The sequence below is a fragment of the Lysobacter sp. Root494 genome, from assembly GCF_001427225.1.
In the GTDB taxonomy this organism is placed as follows: domain Bacteria; phylum Pseudomonadota; class Gammaproteobacteria; order Xanthomonadales; family Xanthomonadaceae; genus Agrilutibacter.
Genome location: NZ_LMFH01000006.1, coordinates 156,001 through 177,807, shown reverse-complemented (window position 1 = coordinate 177,807; position 21,807 = coordinate 156,001). Strand labels below are relative to the sequence as shown.

Here is a 21,807-nt window from a genome sequence, read left to right as displayed (position 1 = left end):
CCAAGCCCCGCAAGCTTCACCGGACGAATGGTCGCGGGGGGGCGATGGGCGCAGAGCACTGCCTTCTTTGCAGGCAGCCGGCCAGTGCTACCATCACCTGAACTTCAATTTCAACGTCAAATTGGGATCAGGCCATGCGCATGCAACGCGGTTTCACGCTGATTGAATTAATGACCGTGGTGCTCGTAATCGCAGTCTTGGCGGCCATAGCTATCCCGAATTATCTGGAGCAGAGCCGCAAGGGGCGACGGGCCGAAGCGGTACGCGCGATTGGGGAATACCGTTTGGCATTGGAACGCTGGCGCGCCGAAAACCCTTCGTACGCCAATTGCTCGGGGGCTGGCTGCGGCTCAGGCACATACCCGAGCACTCCTACTGCTGATTTTTACACGTATGAACAGATAAGCGCCCCGACGGCGACGAGCTACAGGTTCCGGATGACGCGCACGTCGGGGGGCAAACAAGCAAGCGATCGTTGTGGTGACCTGTCGGTCTCGAACCTCGACAGCAAGCCCACCTGGAGCGGCGACGCCGATTGCAACCGCTGAGCTCGTTTAGGCCACGACGCGATAGCAAGGCTTGTACTCCCCCGCAATCTTCATGCGGCGCTGCTCAACAAATGCACGTAGCAGCGCATCCAGCGAATGCATGATGTCTGCGTCTCCGTGGATCTCGAACGGGCCACGTTCCTCGATCCGGCGCATTCCATCTTCCTTGACGTTGCCTGCAACGATGCCTGAGAACGCGCGCCGCAGATCGGCGGCAAGTTCGTGCGCCTTGCGGCCATGGTGCAGATCGAGAGCCGCCATTGCCTCGTGACTGGGGACGAAGGGCTGCTGGAATTCCTGCGGAATCTCGATTGACCAGTTGAAGAAGAACGAATCCTTCTGCGCAATGCGGTATTCGCGGACCTTCCGGATGCCCGAGGTCATGCGTTTAGCTACTTCGACGCTGTCGCCCGTGATGATCTGGTAGCGACGCGTCGCTTCCTCGCCGAGGGTAAGGCGTATGAAACGATCGATCTGCTCGAAGTAAGGAGCCGAGGTCGTGGGCCCGGTGAAGATCAGCGGGAACGGCAGGCCTGCGTTTTCTTCGCGCAGCAGGATCCCGAGCAGATAGAGGATTTCCTCCGCGGTGCCTACCCCGCCAGGAAAAACGATGATCCCATGGCCAAGCCGGACGAACGCCTCCAGGCGCTTTTCGATGTCGGGCATGATCACCAGGTGGTTGACGATGGGGTTCGGCGATTCGGCGGCGATGATGCCGGGCTCGGTAATGCCGATGTAGCGTGTGTGGCGCTTGCGCTGCTTTGCATGCGCGATGGTCGCGCCCTTCATGGGTCCCTTCATTGCGCCGGGACCGCAGCCAGTGCAGATGTCCAGGCCCCGCAGGCCGAGCTCGTAACCGACCTGTTTCGTATAGACGTACTCCTCTCGCGAAATCGAATGACCACCCCAGCAGACGACGAGGTTCGGATCGGCCGGCCGCAGCAGGCGTGCGTTCCGTAGCAAGCCGAACACGGAGTCGGTGATGCCTTCGCTGGTGCTCAGGTCCCTGCCGCCTTCCTGTTCCAGCTCGATCGCGATATAGGCGAGATCGCGCACCGCGGCGAATAGCAACTCGGCCACGCCCTGAATGATCTCGCCATCGACGAACGCCATGGCAGGTGCATTGGTCAGATCGATGCGTACGCCGCGATCCTGTTGCTGCACCTGAATATCGAAGTTCGGGTACAACTCGCGCGCGGCGCGCGGATCATCCGAAGCGCTGCCGCTCGTCAGCACTGCCAGCGCGCAACGGCGCAACAACTCGTGCATGCCTCCTGCTGATGCATCGCGAAGCCGTGCGACTTCCGAACGCGACAGCACGTCCAGCCCACCCCGCGGGTAGATATGGGTGTTTACTGTCGGCAGTGTCGTGTCGATGGCTTCCAATATCGAATTCATTCTCTTCTCTATGCACTTCAGGCAAGGCTACTCACAGACTCTAACGCAGCCCGCCCTTCAAAAGAAAACGGCCGGATCGCTCCGGCCGTTTTCCATCGCAGGGGTTCCGCTGATCAGAACTTGTAACGGAATCCAACCTGCAACGCCCAGCGCGAAATACCGCGATCGTCGTAGATGCGCAGTTGGTCCGGGCTGTTGAAGCGGTACACGTACTTGCCGGTGGTGGGATCGATGCCGCCATACTCCACGATGCCGCGATTACCTGGGAACGCCACTTCCTCGATCTGCCCCCAATCCTTGTTGAGCATGTTGCCGATGTTGAGGATGTCGAGCCAGATCTCCGACTTGTGGCCGTTCATGAAGCCAGGAAGTTCCTGCGAGATGCGCACGTCGAACTGGTTGACCCACGGCGAGGTGGCGCCATTGCGCTCGGCGACCTGTCCACGGTGTTGGGACAGGTAATCGTTGCTGTTGACGAATTCCCAGAACGCTGCCTCTTCCGCCGGCGAGCCGAAGAGTACGTCGCCGGGCGCCGACGGGATGTACAGCAGGTCGTTGCCGAAGCGGCTGTCGCCGTTGGCATCGTTGTCGTAGGTGTAGCTGTACGGACGGCCGCTGCGGCTTTCGAAAAATGTCGACACGGTCGTGTTGTAGTCGCCGAAGAATGCCTGCTTCCAACTGACCGCGGCACTGAAGCGATCCCGGATCTCGTAACTGGAGCGCGCCGAGACCTCTTCGTTCGGATTGAACGTGTTGAGGTTGCCCCACTGGGAACCCGAGGTAGAACTGGTCAGCGGACTGACTTCGTTCGCGTTGGTGTAGGTGTACGCCGCCATCCACGACCAGTGGCCATTGTTGAACGGCTTGTTCAAGGACAGGGTCAGCTGCTGCGACTCGCCCTTGCTCGTCGGGCGGGCGATGATGGCGTCGCTGAAGGCCGAGATGGCGTCCCTGCGATTGCGGACGCCCGCACCGTTGGGATTATTGCCCGAGGCATTCCAGTTCGCCGGATCGTAGCCGTTGGCGTTCCAGTACATCAGGCGACCGTCCTGGCCGACTCCCGTGGGTGCACCCAGGTTGAGGTGCTGGTAGTAGATGCCTTCCTTGACCGAAGTCAGCACGAGTTCGGCCGCGCCAACGACGCCCCACCATGGCAGTTCGTGGTCGAACGCAAGGTTGGCCTTCCACACCGACGGCTGGCCCAGGTCGGGGTCGACGAAGTCGATCGACTGGGTACCCGTGCGCGAGCCTGCGGGAATCAGATCGATCTGCGCGGATGGATCGGCGCTGAAGCAGCGCTGGCCCGTCTGCATGCAGGGAGCCGTTTCCGGAAAGCCACTCGAAAGGTTGTAGTCGATGTAACCAAAGCCGGTGTTGGTGAACGGGTTCGACAGCCAGACGTTGGCAGACGCGCCCTGGAACAGACCGATACCACCGCGCAACTGCATCGGGCGATCGCTGTCGAAGGTGTAGTTGAACCCGAAGCGCGGCTCGATCAGATCGTTGCCGTCGATCGTGGCACTGTTGTCGAACCCGAAGGCATTGAATGCCGCCTGGTTGAAGGTCGGCGTGCCATCGACCATCGGCTTGTCCCAACGCAGGCCAAAGGTGAGCGTCAGGTTGTAGTTGACAGCCCAGGAGTCCTGCACGAACACGCCGAGGTTCTTCAGGCCCCAGATGGCGGCCATGTTGTCGAGGTTGCCACCGGCCGGATAGAACAAACGGTAAGAGCTCGGACGGCCCGCCTCGAAGTCGGCAGCGCTGTCGAACACATAAACGCCATTGGTACGACGGCCGAAGAGGTTGTAGATGTCGTTGTCTTCGTAGTCGAAGCCGAACTTCACGGTGTGGTCGCCGAGGAACAGATTGCCGGCGAAGAAGGCGTTCCAGGTCTCGGTCTCGAGCACGTTGACGTGCGTGTTTTCCTCGGTCCCGAAGATCACGCTGTTGTCGCCGAACTCAACCTCGACTTCCGGCAGATTGGTGCTTGGGGTACGCACTGCGGAGTAGTCACGATATGAGACCTTCGCCTCGGTCGAGAACACGTCGCTCCAGTCGCTGAACAGCTGTGCGGTATACGTGTCGAACTTGTAATCGCGCTGATACGCATGGGTATCCAGTGCGATCATGTCCGGGAAGAAGTCGGGGAACTGCGCGACGCTCTGGTCCGAGGTGCCATACCGGAGGCTGAAGCGCTGGCTGTCCGTGATGTTCCAGTCGATCTTGAGGCCGTATTCCTCGCTGGTCGTGTCCGCACCGCTGACCGCGTACTGACCAGCGCTGAAACCGTAGGTCTGGGCGATGCGGTTGAGGTCGGCGATGTCGGTGTCGGTAATGTCGACGATATTGGAAGCACCCGAGCCGATCGGGCCGAAGGTCGGCGCCGCAGCTGCCTGCTCATACTTTTCGTAGTTCAGGAAGAAGAAGAGCTTGTCTTTGACGAGCGGGCCGCCGAAGGTCATGCCGTACGTGGTTTCATCTTCGAAGCCGGAGAAGTCGCTGCCGTCCTCATTCTCGCGGACCATCGAGTTGTCACGGTAGAGCCCGTACACCGAGCCATGGAACTCGTTGGTACCCGACTTGGTTACCGCGTTGATCACGCCGCCAGTGCCACCGGAGATGGTGACGTCGTAATTCGCGACGTCCACGGCGATTTCCTGGATCGCATCCATCGAGAACGGCTGCTTCGGCGTCGGCAGGCCGTTCGATTCCAGGCCGAAGGCATCGTTGGTGCTGATGCCGTCCACGCGGATGGCGTTATAGCGGGGATTCTGGCCGCCGACCGAGATCTCGTTGCGCGACTTGTCGGTCTGCGTGACGCGGGGATCGAGACGAGCGTAATCCTGAAGGCTGCGCTCGATCGAGGGGAAAGCTTCGATCTGCGCCCTGGTGACGTTCGAGCCAGCGCCCATCTTGGTCGCACTGAACACTTCCGAGCCGGCAGCTGCGACGGCCTGGACGGCTTGCAGCGTGGTGACGTCGGCGTTCAGCGAGGCATCAACCTGGTTCACCTTGTCGAGGTTGAGGTAGACCCCGTCCTGACTGGTCGAACCGGAGCCTGCCTTGTTGATCGTGATCGTGTACGGCCCGCCGACGCGCAAGCCGCGAGCGTTATAGCGGCCATCCGCATCCGTAATGGCCCGGCTGACTGTGCCGGACTCGGCATGGGTGATCGTGACTTCGGCCCCGGCGACGGGTTGGCCGTTGGCACCGATAACCCGACCGCCAACGCCGGCGGAGGTGCTCTGTGCAAATGCAGGCGCAGTGGCAAGGACAGCAAGCAGGCCAAGCGTGAGCTTCGACATGCGGACGCGATTGGATTGAGTCATTTGATGGGATGCCTCGAGATGAAGAAACGGTGACAAGCACGACGGGCCTGCATCCAGCCGGCCTCATATCGAATGCTTATTTGGGTGCCCCTGACCCGGCCGTGCCCCCGGCCGGGTTAACGCCAGTTTAACCCATCCTATGGCGGATGGATGTCAAACCCGTGACAGCCGGCACCCTTCTCGCGGCCGGCTGATGCTGAAAGAGTCAGGCGCCGGGAGCGATCTGCAGGTACGTCCCGAGGCCATCCAGGAACATCTGCACGGAGATGGCCACCAGCAGCATGCCCATCAGGCGCTCGACCGCGGTCAGCACACGGGTTCCGAGCCACTTGTAAAGATAGGTCGCGCTGAAGAGGATCGCCGCGGTCGCGCCCCACGCCAGCATGAGGGCGAGGCTCCAGTCGGCCAGGCGTTCGGGGTCGTTGCTGCCCATCAGCATGACCGCCGCCATGCCCGAGGGTCCGGCCACCAGGGGGATAGCCATGGGGACGATGAAAGGCTCGCCGTCGGGCAGTTCGCCCATCAGCCCTTCCGGCGGCGGGAAGATCATCCGGATACCGATCAGGAACAGGACGATACCGCCCGCGATCGAAACCGATTCCTGGCGCAGATGCATCAGTTCAAGCGCGTACTTGCCGCCCCACAGGAACATCATCAGCACGGCCAGCGCGATCAGCATCTCGCGCGCCAGCACGATGCGTTGCCGTTGCTGCGGCAGGCCACGCAACAGGCTGAGGAACACCGGAATGTTTCCCAGCGGATCCAGGATGAGGAACAACAACAGGGCGGCGGAAGCGATCGTCATCGTCAGGCTGCAGGCGTCCAGATCCGGCCACGATGGGCGGCGCCCGCCGGGGACAGCAGCGTAACGCAGGCTTCTGCGTAAGCCTCGGGGTCGCGCGCGGCGCGGTCGCCTTCTTCGACATACGCCTTGGCCCGAAGCGGAGTCCGCATCGGTCCGGGCTGCAAGCCCGAGATGCGGATTTTCGAACCCGCGAGTTCGGACTGGAGCATTCCCACCAGTCCGGAGAGTGCGTGCTGCGCCAGGCCGTATCCGCCCCAAAACGCATTGCCGACCCGCGCGATGTCATCGAGGACGAAGACGACCGCCGCATCCCCGGCCTTCGCCAGCAGCGGCAGGCACGCCTGGGTCAGCCACCAGCGCGCCGTCAGGTTGACGTGGATAGCGCGTGCGAACGCCGCGGGATCGGTCTGCAACAACGGCGTCAGCCCAGCGAAGTTGGCGGCGCAATGCAGCACGCCGTCGAGACGGCCGAGTTCGGATCCGATGCGCTCGGCCATCTCCGCGTAGTCGTCGGCGGAAGCGCCTTCGAGATCCAGCGGATACAGCAGCGGTTCGGGACCGGCCGCCGCAACCGCGTCATAGATGCGATTCAACTTCGGCACCTTGCGACCCAGCAGGACCACCGTCGCGCCCGCGCGTGCGCAGGCCACGCTCGCAGCGGCCCCGAGGCCACCGTGCGCGCCGGTCACCAGGATGACGCGATCCTTCAATGCCGGATCGGGCAATGCCGGATCAGAAGCCGGCGCGGCCGCATCGCTCACTGCTGCTGGGCTTCGCTGATCATCCGGGCCAGTTCGCCCGACTCGAACAGCTCCATGGTGATGTCGCAACCGCCGATCAGTTCGCCGTTGATGAAAAGCTGCGGGAACGTGGGCCAGTTCGAATAACGCGGCAGGTTGGCGCGCACTTCGGGATCTTCCAGCACGTTGATCGTGTGCAGCTGGCTCGCACCGGCCGCCTTCAGCGCCTGCACGGTACGACTGGAGAAACCGCACATGGGGAACTGGGCAGTGCCCTTCATGAAAAGGACGATCGGATGGCCTTCGACTTCGGCCTGGATCCGCTCAATGACAGACATGGAACTACTCCTGCAAGGGCTGCGTGGACGCACGTGGAATGGCGCGTCGCCGGACCGTGAGGACCGACCAGCTGAACGTGGGGATACAATGCGTATTGTAAAAGCTTTCACCCCGCCGCCGCCCACGGCGCGCCGGCACCCTCCCCGCTTCCAGCCACTCAACAAGCCAGCAAGGAGCCAGCCATGGCCATCGAACTGCCCCCGCTTCCTTACGATCGCAGCGCACTCGAGCCGCACATCTCCGCGGAAACGCTCGACTTCCACTACGGCAAGCACCACCAGACGTACGTTACGAACCTCAACAACATGATCGCGGGCACCGAGTTCGAAGCGATGCCGCTGGAAGAGATCATCCGCAAGGCGCAGGGCGGCATGTTCAACAATGCCGCGCAGGTGTGGAACCACACCTTCTACTGGAACTGCATGAAGCCTAATGGCGGCGGCGAGCCGACCGGCAAGGTGGCGGACGCGATCAACAAGGCCTTCGGTGACTTCGCCAAGTTCAAGGAAGAGTTTTCCAAGCTGTCGATCGGCACGTTCGGTTCGGGCTGGGGCTGGCTGGTGCAGCGTCCGGACGGCTCGCTCGCGCTGGTGAGCACCTCGAATGCCGGCACTCCGCTGACGGGTGAGGACACCGCGCTGCTGACCTGCGACGTCTGGGAGCACGCCTACTACATCGACTACCGCAATGCGCGTCCTAAGTACGTCGAAGCGTTCTGGAACCTGGTGAACTGGGACTTCGTCGCTTCGAACATGCGCTGATCGCATACGCGCGATCGAAGTGACATTGGAACGGCCGGGCAACCGGCCGTTCTGCTTTTCGAGTGTCGTTTTGCCGAATCTGACCTTTGGCACCTAGCCGCGCACTCCCGAGCGAATAAGCTGCCGCGAACCCGACAGGAACCCGGCCATGGCCGCCACCGCGCTCCCCGCCCTGCTCCCCTACGCCTTCACTGCCGGAATCGGCTGGATGTACTACCGGCGCATCCGGCGCCAGTTCGGGCGCCAGCCGTGGCAACCGCGGCGAACCGTGGTTCGCATCGGGCTGCTTTCGCTGGTGCTGGTGTCGTTAGTGCTCGCTGGCATCTTCGTTCCGCACGCGGCTTGGGCGGTCACTGCGGGATTCGTCGTCGGCCTGGGACTCGGCTTTTACGGCGTGTCGCTGACGAGCGTCGACCTGGTTGATGGGCAACGCAGCTATCTGCCGAACCCGTGGATCGGCGGTGCACTCTCATTGCTGCTCATCGCGCGTCTGGCATGGCGGTTCCTGCACGGCGGTTTCATGCAGTCGCAGGCGGCCACGGGCGCGAGTCCGCTTACGCTCGGCTTCGCCGCGGCGCTGATCGGCTACTACCTCACCTACTCGATCGTGCTGGTGCTGAGAATGAGACGGCTCGCGCCGAGGCAGGCCTGACGAAAGAAAACGGCCGGATTTCCGGCCGTTTTCGCATGACGCGGTCAATGCGCACTACTGAACCCCGTACTTACAGCTCACATTGGGGTTCCAGTCGGCAAAAAGACCCGACGGATTGTTGCGCCACACCCAGGCATGCAGGCCCCACAGATCGAAGGGCGCGCCGACGTAGTGGAAGTGCTGGCCGAACATCGGCGGCGGCTCGGGCGTATCCGCCTCGTTGGGGTGGTCGCCGCCATCGATAAAGATGTACTCGACCGCCACCAGCTGCATTGAGCCGTTCTTCTGCGGCTCGTAGATGAGCAGTTGCGGACGCGCCGGGTCGTGGACGCCGAAATTGGCGAGGTTCGCGTAGTGGTAACCCATGCCGCCTTCGGGTGCTGACATGCACAAGGTCAGCGGGACTTCCCACGGGCCCGAACCCGGCGCCGTTGCGGCGCTGAAGTCGTGGTACGGGGCCGTAGCGGAACGCAGTGCAGCCAATTGCTGCCGCGCTTCCGGCGTGAGCTCTTCCTCGTCGTAGGCGCCCCCGGAATCGTGGGCGAAGGATTGGATCGGAAGCCATCCCAGGGATAGCGAAAGCGCGGCAATCGCGAGTGAACGGATACGCATGGCGGTTCTCCAGTTCCGGGCCAGCAGGGGATGCTGGCCGGGACACCTGACCCATGTGCCCGGCCGCATGCAGCGGCGGACAAACTCGCGCGATGTCGAGGTGACACGGAAGGGATTCCCGGGGCTTCACGGTGAACCCTGGGATGTCACGTCCAGCCCTGCCCAGTGCAGGCCTATAGTCGGGCCGACTTCAACAGGGCCATACGGTCCAGCAGGAGAGGGACATGCCGCAATTCGTGATCGAACGTGAAATCCCCGGGGCCGGGCGCCTGTCGCAGGACGAACTGCGCGACGTCTCGGAAAAATCGCTCGCCGTGCTTGGCGAGCTTGGACCGGACATCCAGTGGATGCACAGCTATGTCACCGACGACAAGATCTACTGCATCTACTTCTCGCCGAACGAGGACCTGATCCGCGACCATGCACGCAAGCTCGGCGTACCGGCAGATCGCGTGTCGGCCGTGCGGGGCATGCTGGATCCGGACAAGTACCGCTGATACGGAGTGCTAACGCGCTGGCCGCACCGCTGCCAGCGCATAGTTGATCGCTGTTTCCAGCGGCATCGAAGCGCCCTGCAAGCCATAACCCTTGGCGATCTGCGGATCGATATCGCGCCGTATCGGCGCAAGCGCTTCTTCCAGGCGCGCCTGCTGCAACGAACGGCCGGGTATCGAGATGGTGTCGCGCAGCTGCTTCGCCGCACCAGCCATCACCAGCGCCTCTTCTGCACGCCCCCGCAGCGCGGCGAGCTGCGCGCAGCCTTCCAGGAGGATGGCGATGCCGCGCCGGTGCCGCAGTTGCCGGAACAACATCAACGCATCGACAAAACGCGCGCCGGCTTCATCGAGATCACTTCGCGCCATCGCGAGATGCCCGCGATCCGTCGAACAGCGCGCGATGCCCCAGGCATCGCCGGCGCTTCGGAACATCGTTTCGCTCTCGCGATAGAGGCGGTCGGCCTCATCCGCATCATCGGTGGCGGCTGCGACATCGCCGAGATGGTTGAGGCACCAGGCGACCAGCAGCGGATCACCCTCGGCGCGGAACAGCTCCAGCGCTTCCTGGAGGTGGATGCGTGCCGTTTCGTGATTGCCGAGCAGCAGGTCGTTTTTGGCGAGGTTGCTGAGCGCACCCGCGATTTCCTTCCCTTCGCCGATTCCGCGGCACGCCTCCAGCGTCTGTTCGTAACAGGAACGCGCGCCGACCAGGTCACCCGCGAACTGGCGGTGGACAGCGAGTGAATTCAGGCTCGCCGCGATGCCGCGCGCATCTCCGGCTTCGCGGCTGATGGCGAGCGCGTCTTCGTTCAGCCGCCAGCATTCGTCGAACTGTTCGCGCATGCTCGCGATCGCGCCTGCGCAGTTGAGCAGCTTCACCAGCAACGAGCGATCCGCATGCGCGCCGCATTTGTCGAGGATCGCGCGCAGCTGCCGATCGGCTTCGACGATGTGCTCGCGGCGCTCCCAATAAGGAAACAGTGCGACGCCCATGCGAAGCGCCCACGCAGTATCGCCACGACGCAACAGGCACGACAGCGCGGCGAGGAAGTTGTCGTGTTCGATATCGCAACGCGCCAGCCAGTTCTCGCGTTCGACCTGCGAGAGCGTACCGTTGCCCTCCTCCGCCAGGACCAGGCAGTAGGCGGCATGCGCGCGGCGCACATCGGCCTCTTCGCTGCTGGCGGCCAGGCGCTCCTTACCGTATTCGCGGATGGACTCGAGCATGGTGTAGCGCGGTTCGTCCTCGCTGCGCAGCGGAACGATGAAGTTCTTCGCGACGAGGCCCTGCAAGGCGGCATCGGCGTCGGCTTCAAGATCGCCCGAGGTGTTGCCGACCGCCTCCACGGCCTCCGCGGTGAAGCCGTTGACGAATACCGCCAGCCTGCGGAACAACACGCGCTCGGATTCGTCCAGCAGTTCGTAGCTCCAGTCCATCGTGCGCCGGAGCGTGCGCTGGCGCTCGGGGACGTCGCGCGCGATGTGCGCGGGCAAATCCAGGTGACCACTGAAGCGCGCAAGCATTGCGGCGGGAGTGAGATTTCCGGCCTGCGCGGATACGAGTTCGATCGACAGAGGCAGGCCGTCGAGACGACGGCACAACTCGGCGATGGCCTGCGCGTTTTCAGCCGTCAGCTCGCTGTTGCGCGCGGAAGCGGCGGCGCGTTGCAGGAACAACGCGACGGCCGGGTTCCCGGCCAGCTCTTCAAGCGGTGGTAGTGGTTCGCAGCAGGGCACCGGCAACGGGGCCAATGGATATTCGTGCTCGCCGTAGATGCGCAACGCCGCGCGGCTGGTCGCAAGCACCTTCAACTGCGGGCATGCATCGAGCCATTCGCCGATCAGCGAAGCCGCGCTCGCTATCCGCTCGCAGTTGTCCAGCAACAGGAGGGTGGGCTGCGTCACTTCGCGGCGCAGGTGATCGGCGATCGCGACTTCGAGGTCGCGCCCGCCTCCCTGGCTGACGCCAAGCGCGCACGCGATCACGGTGGCCATTCCCGTCGCATCGTCCACGGCGGCAAGCGATACGAATATCGCCCCACGATCGAATGCGCCGCTACTGTCCCACGCCGCCTGCAAGGCCAACCGTGTCTTGCCGCTGCCGCCGGCGCCGGTGATGGTGAGCAGACGCACCGGATCGTGTTGCAGCAGCGAGCGCAACTCTTCGAGTTCCGAGCTGCGGCCCACCAATGCCGCGCGCGGCGCGGGCAACTGTATTCGCCGTTGGGTGCGGATCGCCGGAGCCGCGGGAGATTGCGTCGCCGTCGCACGGCTTTCGTCAGGTTCGACGAGAACGCGCACCAGGGGTACGTAATGCCCCTTGGGCACTTCGATCAGGATCGGATCGCCGCGACCGGCGTCGCGGTAGTAGTCCTCGAGCCGCGCCCGCAGGCGGCGGGCGTGCGTGCGCACGATGGTGTCGATGCGCGGATCGAAATCGGGGCCGCGGCCGAATACCTCGACCCCGAGCGTGTATTCCTTCAATGCGCAGCCGTCGCGTGCCAGTGAACGTTCGACGACATAACGCAGGAAGCGGCTCAGGATCGGCGCATTGACGAAGGCAGCGCTACCGAGCACCCGCTGCAGCTGGGCCGCCACCGCCGTTGCCGACAGGCAGTCTTCAATTGGCACGTTCATGCGTGAAGGTCGCGGCGCACTGACCTGACCCCAGGAAGGCGAATCTCGCCTGCGACAACGGCCGTTCCGGGCGGCTCCGGCCAGTGTGGGCGTTCAGCAGGTCCCACACCGGAGCGCCGCATGGAAGCTCCGCCTATTCAGCTGCCGCGCAAGGCCTCGACCACGGGCGCCACCTGGTCCTCACGGGCCAATACCCTGCCGACCTGCTGCAGCGTTCCCGCAAGCTCTTCCGGGGAATCCGCGCGCAGGGTCGCATGCCCAACCTTGCGTCCGGAGCGCGCTTCCTTGCCGTAGTCGTGCCAGTGTCCACCCGCTTCGTCCAGTACTGCGTTCGCGTCGGGCATTTCGCCGATCCAGTTGAGCATGCAGGCCAGGCCGACCATCCGCGTGCTGCCGAGGGGCAAGCCGAGCACGGCGCGAAGATGGTTCTGGAATTGCGAGGTTTCGCTGCCTTCGATCGTCCAGTGGCCCGAGTTGTGCACGCGTGGTGCGAGCTCGTTGGCGAGCAGCACGCCATCGCGGCAGAACAGCTCCAGCGCGAACACGCCGACGTAGTCGAGCGCCTCCGCGAGTTTCCTCGCGTGCGCGAAAGCGGTTTGCGCCAGCGCGGCATCGGTTTTCGCGGGCGCGAGGCTCGCCGAAAGCACGCCATCGACGTGCCAGTTTTCCGTCAGCGGCCAGGTGCGGAATTCGCCATCACGGCCGCGCACCGCCACCACGCTGAGTTCGCGCTCGAATGTGACGAAACCTTCGAGGATGAGACCGACCGTCGTCGCCTGCGCACCGAGCGCATCCCATGCCGCAGCAGCATCACCGGGCGACTTGATCCGGAACTGCCCCTTGCCGTCATACCCGAGGCGGCGTGTCTTGAGGATGCATGGCGTGCCGAGCTGGGCGATGGCGGCATCGAGTTCTTCGCGCGAAGCGACCGCGGCGAACTCCGGCACGGGAATGCCGAGTTCGCGGAACAGCGTCTTTTCGGCCAGGCGATCCTGTGCGATCGCGAGCGCACGTGGTTGCGGGAATACCGGGATGCGGTCGGCGAGCCACTGCGCGGACTCGGCGGGAACATTCTCGAAGTCGAACGTCGCGACATCGACTCTCGAAGCGAATTCCCCCAGTGCATTCTCGTCGCGCCAGTCGCCGACGATCATCGGCGCGAACTGACCCGCACAGGCATCGGCGACGGTATCCATCACCAGGAAGCGCAGGCCGAGCGGAGCGCCGGACAGCGCCATCATGCGGGCGAGCTGGCCGCCGCCGAGAATCCCTACCGTCGTCATCGCGTGCAACTCATTTACGAGGATCGTCGTTCGCGATCACGTCATCGGTCTGCTTCGCGCGGAAGGCGTCGAGTGCGGCACCGACTCCGGGAAACTCATGGACCAGCATCGCGGCGGCGAACAGACCTGCATTCGCCGCGCCTGCATTGCCGATCGCGAACGTCGCCACCGGAATGCCAGCGGGCATCTGCACGATCGACAGCAGCGAATCGATGCCGTTGAGCGCCTTGCTTTGCACCGGTACTCCCAGCACCGGCACCGCGGTCTTGGACGCCAGCATGCCCGGAAGATGCGCCGCGCCGCCGGCGCCCGCAATGATCGCGCGCAGGCCGCGCCCGGCGGCGGCTTCGGCATAGGAGAAAAGAACGTCGGGCGTACGGTGCGCGGAAACCACGCGGACCTCGTGCGGAATGCCCAATGCTTCGAGCCGCGCCGCAGCGTGCTGCATCGTTTCCCAGTCGGAACGCGAGCCCATGACGATGCCGACGAGCGCGTTCCCGGCGACAGGTGCCTCAGTTGCTGCCATGACGGATCCCGGCGGCGAACGCCGCTCTTAAAAGATTATTCTACCGGCCTTCTGCCTCGCCTTCATCGCCCCGGACTCTGTCGATATGGACCGCAAGCTGCTCGATCTCCTCGTCTGTCCCACCACCCGCCAGCCGCTGAGCCTGCTCGACAGCCGTGGCCTGCAGGCTGCGAACAACGCGATCGCCGTGGGCGGCATCGTGCGCGCGGACGGCAGTCCGCAATCGGAGCCTCTGCGCGAAGCGCTGGTGACGCGCGACCGCAAGACGCTGTACCGCGTCGATGACGGCATTCCCGTGCTGCTTGCCGAGGAGGCGATCCCTACGGCGCAGATCGAAAGGTTCCCGCCGGCATGAGTGATGTGTTCTTGAAAGATGCAGCTACGGGTGACGAGTTCCTGCCGCCTCCGCCCGAGGTGATCCAGGCCGACGTGGCGCGCGCGCTGGCGGAAGACATTGGTACCGGCGACGTGACCGCGACCCTGTTGCCGGATGCCGCCGACAGTGCCTATCTGCTCTGCAAGGAAGACAGCGTCGTTTGCGGCCGTCCCTGGTTCGACGCGTGCCATCGCGCGCTCGATCCGGATGTCCGGATCGACTGGCGCGTGAAGGAAGGCGATTGCGTGCGCAAGGGCAGCGTGCTGGCCACGTTGCAAGGGCGCGCGCGCGCGCTGGTGAGCGCCGAACGTACTTCGCTCAACTTCCTGCAGACGCTCTCGGGCACCGCTACCGTGACGGCGACGTACGTCGATGCCATCCGCGGCACCGGCACGCGGATCCTCGATACGCGCAAGACGATTCCTGGCCTTCGCCTCGCGCAGAAGTACGCCGTGCGCGTGGGCGGTGGCGTCAACCATCGCATGGGCCTCCATGACGCGGTGATGCTCAAGGAAAACCATGTTCGCGCCGCAGGCTCCCTTACCGCCGCGATCCGCTCGGCGCGGGCGATGCATCCTTCGTTGCCGCTGATCGTTGAAGTGGAAACGCTGGCGCAGCTGGCGGAAGCCCTGCGCGAAGGCTGCGATCGGATCCTGATTGACGACTTCGATGCCGCGACGCGACGCGAGGCCGTGCGCATCGCCCATGCGGCTCCGTTCAATGGCGCCATCCCGCTCGAAGTCTCCGGCGGTGTCGACATGACCACGTTGCGATCGATTGCCGAGGATGGCGTGGATTTCATTTCGATCGGCGGCCTGACCAAGCACGTGCACGCGATCGACCTGTCGTTGAAGTTGGGACTGCCACCGTCCGGCTGAGCCGTGGTCGCAAACGACAAAGGGCAGGCTTGCGGCCTGCCCTTGTATTTCGACGCGGTGAAGCGATCAGCCGCTGCTGAGTACGATGGTGATCACGGCCGCGGCGATTGCAATCGCCAGTCCGCCCCAAAGCCAGATGCCACCACGCGGCGTCTGCGCGACCTTCGTCGCCTGGATATGCACCGGTTCCTGCGCGGCGGCGCCTGACAGGCGGAAGCGCAGCTTGTCGAAGCCGATTTCGTCCCCGACGCGGGCCTTTTCCTTGATCACTCGGCGATCGTTGAGGAAGCAGCCGTTGGTTGAATTGAGGTCTTCGAGCTGGACGCCGTCCTCGCCCGGCACCAGGCGCGCGTGGATGCGCGACAACCCGGGATCGTTGATGTGGATGTCGCATTCGGGCGAGCGGCCGATCGTGATCGGACCCTGCAGCGGATAGCTGCGTCCGAAGGCCCCGCCGGTGACGCCGCGCAGCACGTACATCGGGATAACCTGGCGCACCGCGGTGACGCCTGGATCGTCATTGGCCGCGCGCGGATAACCTGGCGCGGCGTCATCGCTGGTTCGCGCGGAGACCGCATCGACCGCGGCGAGCCGCGCCAGGACATGGTCGAACGTGACGGTGTCGCCCGGACGCAATGCGATCAGGCCATCGACGTGGCGCCCGTTGACGCTCACCGTCGTGCCCACGGGCACTTCGAGCATCACGCCCGTCGCGCTCACATGCAGCTGGCAGTGCTGGGGCAGCACGCCAGGCGTATCGAGCACGATATTGGATTGCGGATCCGAGCCCACGCGGTTCACGCCTGGACCCAGCAACACCTGCGGATGTTCACCACCCGGAAAAACCAGCTTCATTGGCACGCCGCCCTCCCCCGGCGAACGTAAACTTGTGGCCCGTATTCTGCGCCACTCCCTTGGATCGATGCCGACTCTAATCGTACTGATGATCGTGTCTGCGATGGCGTTCGCGTTCTGGAACGCCAGCCGCGCCGCAGCCGAGCGCGCCGAAGCGCTCGGACGTGATGCCTGTCGCATTGCCGGCGTGCAATGGCTGGATCAGAGCGTCCATGCAATCGGCCTGCGCGTATATCGCCAGGAAAGCGGGTGGCTGGGATTCGAGCGCACCTTTCGTTTCGACTACTCGCATAACGGCGAGGACCGGCATATCGGCCGACTGGTATTACGAGGCGATCGGCTGGTTTCGTTCAGTGGCCCGGTAATGCCATCGACAGCGCAGCTGCACTGAAGCGTTCAGTCAGCGCGTTATTTCACGACGCGCAGGTGCCCGCTTCGACGAGGTGTCGGCGTGGGCGGATCGTCGCCGTCGTAGGGATCGTCGGAAACCACGCTGAGCGGTCCTTGCACGACTTCACCGTCCTCGGTTTCGATCTCAACGTCCGCTTCGTCCGAGGCGTCGGCCAGCGTGTCTTCCGGCAAGGCCATGCCCTGCCCCGTTTCGCGCGCGTAGATCGCCAGCACGGCTGAAACCGGCACCGAGACCGCATGGCTGACGCCGCCAAAGCGGGCACTGAAGCGGATCACGTCGTTGCTCATCTGCAGTCCTGCCACCGCTCGCTCGGCGACGTTCAGGACGATGCGTCCGTCCTTCACCGCGTGCACCGGAACCTGGACATGCGGGCGGGTGGCATCGACCAGCAGGTGCGGGGTCATGCCGTTATCGGCAATCCATTCGTACAGCGCCCGCAACAGGTACGGGCGATGGCTGGTCATGGCGTTGCTTTCTTCTGTCATGCGGGAAGTGTAGCGCCGCGCCTGCGGCCGGAAAGCGAAGGGCCCGGATTCCCGGGCCCTTTCTGGTGGCATGTTTGAGGCGATCAGGCCGGCAGGTCGCGCAGCTTGCGTTCGGCATCGGTAAGGCTTCGGGTAAAACCGGGGTTACGGAAGATGCGGTTGCCGTAGTCCTCGATCACCTTGCCGTCCTTCGGCAGCGGCACGCCCAGCGCCGGCAGGCGCCAGATGATCGGGGCCATCGCGCAATCGGCCAGGCTCATTTCCGGGTTGAGGAAGAACTTGCTGGCCTTGAACAGCGGCACCGAGGCCGTCAGCAGCTCCTTGAGGCGCTTGCGGCCGGCTTCGGCCTGCACCTTGTTGCCGAGCTGGATCGCCTGCACCTGCGGCACCCAGTCGTGCTCTAGGCGCAGCATCGCCAGGCGCAGGCGCGCGCGCGACAACGGATCCACCGGCATCAGGGGAGGATGCGGATAGCGCTCGTCGAGGTATTCGCTGACCACGCTGGCGGCGTACAGGACGAGGTCGCGCTCAACCAGCGTCGGCACCGAGTGGTAGGGGTTGAGGTCGACCAGGTCTTCCGGCGGATTCTGCGGATCGACCGGTATCAGGTCGTAGGTGACTCCCTTCGCCGCCAGCACCAGCCGCACGCGATGGCACAGTACGCAGTCGTTGGACGAAAACAGGGTCAGGGCATTACGCATACGTGGACTCGCCGCCATCATCGATTGCTCCCGCATTCGGTTTCGACCGGCGCCTCCCGCCGGCCTCAGGACGCGCCACCCCCTGTGGGCGGTCGCCTAGGTTCCCGAGACTAGCGTCCCTGTTTAAAAAAGTCGCCCCCCGGAGGCACCAGAAGCAGAACGCCCGGCACTGGGCCGGGCGTCTGGAGGTTGGAGGCGCTTAGTGGACGTCCTTCCAGTATTCGTTCTTCAGCATGTAGGCCAGCAGGGTGAAGGCGACCAGGAACAGGATCACCCACACGCCCAGCTTCTCGCGCTTGAGCGCGGCCGGTTCGCCTGCGTACTCGAGGAACGTGGTGATGTCGCGGACCGACTGGTCGAACTGTTCCGGCGTCTGCGTGCCCGGCGTGGTGATCTTCAGGCCGTGCACCGGACGATCGCCGGTGGCCTTGTCGGGCTCACCGTATTCGGCGTGCTGCAGGCCCTGCTGTTGCCACAGCGGGTTGGGCATCGAGGCGTTCGGGAACAGCTTGTTGTTCCAGCCCAGCGGACGCGACTCGTCCAGGTAGAACGACTTCAGGTAGGTATAGATCCAGTCACTGCCACGCACGCGGCCGATCAGGCTGAGATCCGGCGGCATCTTGCCGAACCACTTCTTGGCATCGTCCTCGCTGAGGCTGACCAAGACCTGCTCCCCGTACTTGGCGCCGGTGAAGTTGAGGTTCTGCATCACCTCTTCTTCGCTCAGGCCGAGATCGTCGGCCATGCGCGAGTAACGCATGTACTTGAGCGAGTGGCAGCCCGAGCAGTAGTTCATGTAGAGCGCGGCGCCGCGCTGCAGGGACGCGCGGTCGCCCAGGTCGGTCCCTGCGTGCATCAGGTTCCCGCCTTCGCTGGCGAATGCGGAAACCGAGACCAGCAGACCCGCGGCGAGGCCGGCCAGGGTGCGGACGAAATTCTTAGTCATGCGTCGTCACCCGTTCCGGTACCGGCTTGGTCTTGTCGATAGCGGACCACAGCGGCATGGTGATGAAGAAAGCGAAATACAGGAAGGTCAGCACGCGGCCGATGATGGTTTCGACCGGGTCGGTCCCCGGGCCGGAGCCGATCTTTCCCAGCCACACGAAGCAGATCGCGAGCAGTGCGAGCATCGCCTTGGTGATCCAGCCGCGATAGCGGACCGACTTCACCGGCGAACGGTCGAGCCACGGGATCAGGAACAGCACCGCGATCGCACCGAACATCACCAGCACGCCCGACAGCTTGTGCGGAATCACGCGCAACATCGCGTAGTACGGCGTGTAGTACCACACCGGCTTGATGTGCTCCGGCGTCACCAGGCGGTTGGCCTCGGTGAAGTTGTCGTGCTCGAGGAACCAGCCACCGAACGCAGGCGCGAAGAAGATGATGAAGGCCGCCAGCACGAGGAACGCACCCATGTAGAAGGTGTCCTTCACCGTGTAGTACGGATGGAACGGGATGCCGTCGGCCGGCGCGGTCGGCGACCAGCGGTTGCCCTTCGGACCCTTCTTGATCTCGACGCCGTCGGGGTTGTTCGAACCCACTTCGTGCAGCGCGCCGATGTGCAGCACGACCAGCAGCAGCAGGACAAGCGGCAGCGCGATCACGTGCAGGGCGAAGAACCGGTTGAGCGTGGCGTCGGACGGCAGGTAGTCGCCCATGATCCACTCCGTCAGGCCGTTGCCGATGACGGGGATCGCGCCGAACAGCGAGATGATCACCTTCGCGCCCCAGAACGACATCTGGCCCCACGGCAACACGTAGCCCATGAAGGCTTCGGCCATCAGCACGAGGTAGATGAGCATGCCGATGATCCACACCAGCTCGCGCGGCTTCTTGTACGAGCCGTACATCAGGCCGCGGAACATGTGGATGTAGACGACGATGAAGAACAGCGAGGCGCCGGTGCTGTGCATGTAGCGGATCAGCCAGCCCCACTCGACGTCGCGCATGATGTATTCGACCGACGCGAAGGCTTCCGTCGCGCTCGGCTTGAAATGCATCGTGAGGAAGATGCCGGTCAGGATCTGGTTGGCCAGAACCACGATCGACAGCACGCCGAAGATGTACCAGAAATTGAAGTTCTTCGGCGCGTAGTACTCCGTCATGTGCTTCTTGTAGACGGGGGACAGGCCCGGCGCGCGTGCGTTGACCCAGTTGGTCATGCCGACCGACAGGCGGGAAATGATGTTCGCCATGACTTATGCGGCTCCCGCGCTGTTCGACGACGAGGGATCAACACCGATGATGATCGTGGTGTCGTTTTCGTAGTAGTGCGGCGGAACCTTGAGGTTCGTCGGTGCGGGCACGCCCTGGAACACGCGGCCGGCCATGTCGAAGCGCGACTTGTGGCAGGGGCAGAAGTAACCGCCCTTCCATTCCGGATCGAACGGTTCGGGACGGATTTCCGCCTTCAGCTCCGGCGAGCAACCCAAGTGCGTACACAGGCCGACGAGCACGGAGATTTCCGGCTTCAGCGAGCGCAGTTCGGGGTTCGCCTTCTTGATGTAGTCAGGCTGCTGGTCGGCGTTGTCCGACTTGGGATCGCGCAGGCGGCCATCCAGCGTCGGCAACGCCGTGAGGATCGCCTGGGAGCGCTTGACGATCCAGATCGGCTGACCGCGCCATTCCAGGATCAGGCGCTGGCCTTCGACCAGGCCGGTGATGTCGGCAGTGACCGGAGCACCGGCGAGTTTCGCCCGTGCGCTCGGATTCCACGACTTGATGAACGGTACCGCCGCAAACCCCGCACCGACCGCGCCGACCACGGCGGTTGTCGTTGTCAGGAAACGGCGGCGGCCCTCATTGACGGGGCTGTCCCCTTGGTTGGCCATCCGGCACTACTCCGCAAAAGCTTGAAAAACGAAGTTCATCGCAGGCCGACGCCACTGGCGAAGGCTCGCGGCTGAAAAAGACGGCGAAGTGTAACGGAACGGTGAATGGCCCGACAATCCGGCGAAACCCGAACAGCCGCTGGATTCGGAACGCAGAGCCGCTTTTTGCCGGTTGATCGGCGCTCAGCGCGAGCCGGCAGCGGCCGTTCCCGCCGAAGCGAGGGAGGTCGAGGCACCGCGGTAACGATCCGCAAGCACCGCCACGCGCTGCACGTAGCGCTGGGTTTCGGCGTACGGAGGCACGCCCTTGTACTTGTCGACCGCGCCTTCGCCGGCGTTGTAGCCAGCGGCGGCGAGCTTGAGGTCGCCGTTGAAGCGCTTGAGCAGCCAGCCCAGGTATTGCACGCCGCCGCGGATGTTCTGCGCGGGATCGAATGCGTTGGTGACGCCGAAGCGGCGGGCCGTGGCAGGCATCAGCTGCATCAGGCCCTGCGCACCCACGCGGGACATCGCATTGACGTTGTAGGCCGACTCGGCGTGGATGATCGCCCGGACGATCGCCTCTTCCACGCCGAATTGCGTGGCAGCGGCCGCGATTTCACTGCGATAGGCCTCGGTATTCAGCCGGAGCTTGCCGAAGTTCACCCCGGGAAGTGCGCTACACGCGTAGCACGTTTCCATGAAACTGTATTTGATGGTGCGCATCGCCGTCGCGCCCGCGACGCCACGTGGCGGCTTGCTGCTGTACACCCGCACGCCATCCTTGATGTAGGAGTAGACCTGGCCGCGCACCAGGCGCTTGCCGTTTCCCGCCGGAGAAACTTGCGGCACATCAGCGGCAGCCGGCTCCGATGTCGATGCTTCGATCAGGGCTGGGGAACCGGCCACGGGGCTCGCGGGTGTCGCCGTGCCCGCACTGGGACCTGTCATCGTGGGTTGTGCGCGGCGTTCGTTGCCCGTGTACTGGCCCGCAACCACGCAAACCGCGCCCTTCACCTTCTTGCTGGCGTATGCACGACCGCCATCAGGACTTTCGCAGCGGTAAACAGTGCCCGCCCACGCAGGCATCGATGCCAGCGCGATCGCAGCTACCAGAATTCCCCTGATCCCCATCATGCGGCGGACTATCCCCTCATTGG

The 21,807-nt window shown here is 64.0% G+C and carries 23 protein-coding genes; 7 read left to right on the top strand and 16 right to left on the bottom strand.

Features of this window, described 5'->3' with window-relative positions; genetic code table 11:
- Positions 1-134: 134 nt before the first annotated feature.
- Entirely contained in the window at positions 135-548 is a 414-nt protein-coding gene (locus ASD14_RS10110; RefSeq protein WP_056132866.1) for a type IV pilin protein, read from the top strand.
- Between the two features lie 6 nt (positions 549-554).
- Here ASD14_RS10110 and ppnN read toward each other — a convergent pair whose 3' ends face one another.
- The 5 genes from ppnN to grxD form a co-directional block, all read right to left on the bottom strand.
- Positions 555-1,946 (bottom strand): nucleotide 5'-monophosphate nucleosidase PpnN, encoded by a 1,392-nt coding sequence (ppnN, locus tag ASD14_RS10105; protein WP_056132864.1) that lies wholly within the window; start codon positions 1,944-1,946, stop codon positions 555-557.
- 113 nt (positions 1,947-2,059) lie between these two features.
- Positions 2,060-5,251, bottom strand: coding sequence for a TonB-dependent receptor (locus ASD14_RS10100; RefSeq protein ID WP_157475295.1), 3,192 nt, complete (start codon positions 5,249-5,251; stop codon positions 2,060-2,062).
- Between the two features lie 229 nt (positions 5,252-5,480).
- Positions 5,481-6,080 carry a MarC family protein gene (locus ASD14_RS10095; protein ID WP_056132860.1) on the bottom strand — a complete coding sequence of 200 codons (600 nt, stop codon included), beginning with the start codon at positions 6,078-6,080 and terminating at the stop codon, positions 5,481-5,483.
- 2 nt (positions 6,081-6,082) lie between these two features.
- Positions 6,083-6,841: an SDR family NAD(P)-dependent oxidoreductase gene (locus ASD14_RS10090; protein ID WP_235565376.1), complete on the bottom strand. Its 759-nt coding sequence runs from the start codon at positions 6,839-6,841 to the stop codon at positions 6,083-6,085.
- Positions 6,838-7,158, bottom strand: coding sequence for a Grx4 family monothiol glutaredoxin (gene grxD, locus ASD14_RS10085; protein ID WP_056132857.1), 321 nt, complete (start codon positions 7,156-7,158; stop codon positions 6,838-6,840). Before grxD ends, ASD14_RS10090 begins: the two co-directional genes overlap by 4 nt.
- 183 nt (positions 7,159-7,341) lie before the next feature.
- Here grxD and ASD14_RS10080 point away from each other — a divergent pair, with 183 nt between their 5' ends.
- Positions 7,342-7,920, top strand: coding sequence for a Fe-Mn family superoxide dismutase (locus tag ASD14_RS10080; protein ID WP_056132854.1), 579 nt, complete (start codon positions 7,342-7,344; stop codon positions 7,918-7,920).
- A 148-nt stretch (positions 7,921-8,068) separates the two neighbouring features.
- The gene (locus tag ASD14_RS10075; protein WP_056132853.1) at positions 8,069-8,572 is read left to right on the top strand and encodes a hypothetical protein; all 504 of its coding nucleotides are present in this window, start codon (positions 8,069-8,071) and stop codon (positions 8,570-8,572) included.
- 54 nt (positions 8,573-8,626) lie between these two features.
- Here ASD14_RS10075 and ASD14_RS10070 read toward each other — a convergent pair whose 3' ends face one another.
- Positions 8,627-9,184 carry a hypothetical protein gene (locus ASD14_RS10070; protein ID WP_056132850.1) on the bottom strand — a complete coding sequence of 186 codons (558 nt, stop codon included), beginning with the start codon at positions 9,182-9,184 and terminating at the stop codon, positions 8,627-8,629.
- A 224-nt stretch (positions 9,185-9,408) separates the two neighbouring features.
- On the opposite strand from ASD14_RS10070, the gene ASD14_RS10065 reads away from it, so the two are divergent.
- Positions 9,409-9,681: a DUF4242 domain-containing protein gene (locus ASD14_RS10065; protein ID WP_056132848.1), complete on the top strand. Its 273-nt coding sequence runs from the start codon at positions 9,409-9,411 to the stop codon at positions 9,679-9,681.
- A 9-nt stretch (positions 9,682-9,690) separates the two neighbouring features.
- Here ASD14_RS10065 and ASD14_RS10060 read toward each other — a convergent pair whose 3' ends face one another.
- The 3 genes from ASD14_RS10060 to purE form a co-directional block, all read right to left on the bottom strand.
- Positions 9,691-12,318 (bottom strand): tetratricopeptide repeat protein, encoded by a 2,628-nt coding sequence (locus ASD14_RS10060; RefSeq protein ID WP_056132845.1) that lies wholly within the window; start codon positions 12,316-12,318, stop codon positions 9,691-9,693.
- 137 nt (positions 12,319-12,455) lie between these two features.
- Complete coding sequence (locus tag ASD14_RS10055; RefSeq protein ID WP_056132842.1) at positions 12,456-13,601, bottom strand: 5-(carboxyamino)imidazole ribonucleotide synthase; 1,146 nt, start codon at positions 13,599-13,601, stop codon at positions 12,456-12,458.
- 10 nt (positions 13,602-13,611) lie between these two features.
- The gene (gene purE / locus ASD14_RS10050; protein WP_056132839.1) at positions 13,612-14,127 is read right to left on the bottom strand and encodes a 5-(carboxyamino)imidazole ribonucleotide mutase; all 516 of its coding nucleotides are present in this window, start codon (positions 14,125-14,127) and stop codon (positions 13,612-13,614) included.
- A gap of 85 nt (positions 14,128-14,212) precedes the next feature.
- On the opposite strand from purE, the gene ASD14_RS10045 reads away from it, so the two are divergent.
- Positions 14,213-14,482 (top strand): Trm112 family protein, encoded by a 270-nt coding sequence (locus ASD14_RS10045; protein WP_056132836.1) that lies wholly within the window; start codon positions 14,213-14,215, stop codon positions 14,480-14,482.
- Complete coding sequence (nadC, locus tag ASD14_RS10040; protein ID WP_082538899.1) at positions 14,479-15,381, top strand: carboxylating nicotinate-nucleotide diphosphorylase; 903 nt, start codon at positions 14,479-14,481, stop codon at positions 15,379-15,381. Before ASD14_RS10045 ends, nadC begins: the two co-directional genes overlap by 4 nt.
- A gap of 66 nt (positions 15,382-15,447) precedes the next feature.
- Here the strand turns inward: nadC and ASD14_RS10035 are convergent, their stop codons facing one another.
- The gene (locus ASD14_RS10035; protein ID WP_056132833.1) at positions 15,448-16,236 is read right to left on the bottom strand and encodes an FHA domain-containing protein; all 789 of its coding nucleotides are present in this window, start codon (positions 16,234-16,236) and stop codon (positions 15,448-15,450) included.
- A 67-nt stretch (positions 16,237-16,303) separates the two neighbouring features.
- Here ASD14_RS10035 and ASD14_RS10030 point away from each other — a divergent pair, with 67 nt between their 5' ends.
- On the top strand, positions 16,304-16,627 hold the full coding sequence (locus ASD14_RS10030) for a DUF3301 domain-containing protein (RefSeq protein ID WP_056132830.1): 324 nt from the start codon (positions 16,304-16,306) through the stop codon (positions 16,625-16,627).
- A gap of 17 nt (positions 16,628-16,644) precedes the next feature.
- On the opposite strand, the gene ASD14_RS10025 is transcribed toward ASD14_RS10030, so the two are convergent.
- The 6 genes from ASD14_RS10025 to ASD14_RS10000 all read right to left on the bottom strand — a co-directional run bounded on the left by ASD14_RS10025 (position 16,645) and on the right by ASD14_RS10000 (position 21,784).
- A complete protein-coding gene (locus ASD14_RS10025) occupies positions 16,645-17,112 on the bottom strand; it encodes a ClpXP protease specificity-enhancing factor (protein WP_157475293.1) in 468 nt (155 codons plus the stop codon).
- Positions 17,113-17,216: 104 nt separating this feature from the next.
- Positions 17,217-17,852, bottom strand: a complete 636-nt coding sequence (locus tag ASD14_RS10020; protein ID WP_056132827.1) for a glutathione S-transferase N-terminal domain-containing protein — start codon at positions 17,850-17,852, stop codon at positions 17,217-17,219.
- Positions 17,853-18,033: 181 nt separating this feature from the next.
- Positions 18,034-18,780 carry a cytochrome c1 gene (locus ASD14_RS10015; RefSeq protein ID WP_056132824.1) on the bottom strand — a complete coding sequence of 249 codons (747 nt, stop codon included), beginning with the start codon at positions 18,778-18,780 and terminating at the stop codon, positions 18,034-18,036.
- Positions 18,773-20,032, bottom strand: coding sequence for a cytochrome bc complex cytochrome b subunit (locus ASD14_RS10010; protein ID WP_056132821.1), 1,260 nt, complete (start codon positions 20,030-20,032; stop codon positions 18,773-18,775). The genes ASD14_RS10015 and ASD14_RS10010 overlap by 8 nt, the downstream gene beginning before the upstream one ends.
- A 3-nt stretch (positions 20,033-20,035) precedes the next feature.
- Positions 20,036-20,668, bottom strand: coding sequence for a ubiquinol-cytochrome c reductase iron-sulfur subunit (gene petA, locus ASD14_RS10005; protein WP_056132818.1), 633 nt, complete (start codon positions 20,666-20,668; stop codon positions 20,036-20,038).
- Positions 20,669-20,851: 183 nt separating this feature from the next.
- Positions 20,852-21,784, bottom strand: coding sequence for a lytic transglycosylase domain-containing protein (locus ASD14_RS10000; protein ID WP_056132816.1), 933 nt, complete (start codon positions 21,782-21,784; stop codon positions 20,852-20,854).
- Positions 21,785-21,807: the final 23 nt, after the last annotated feature.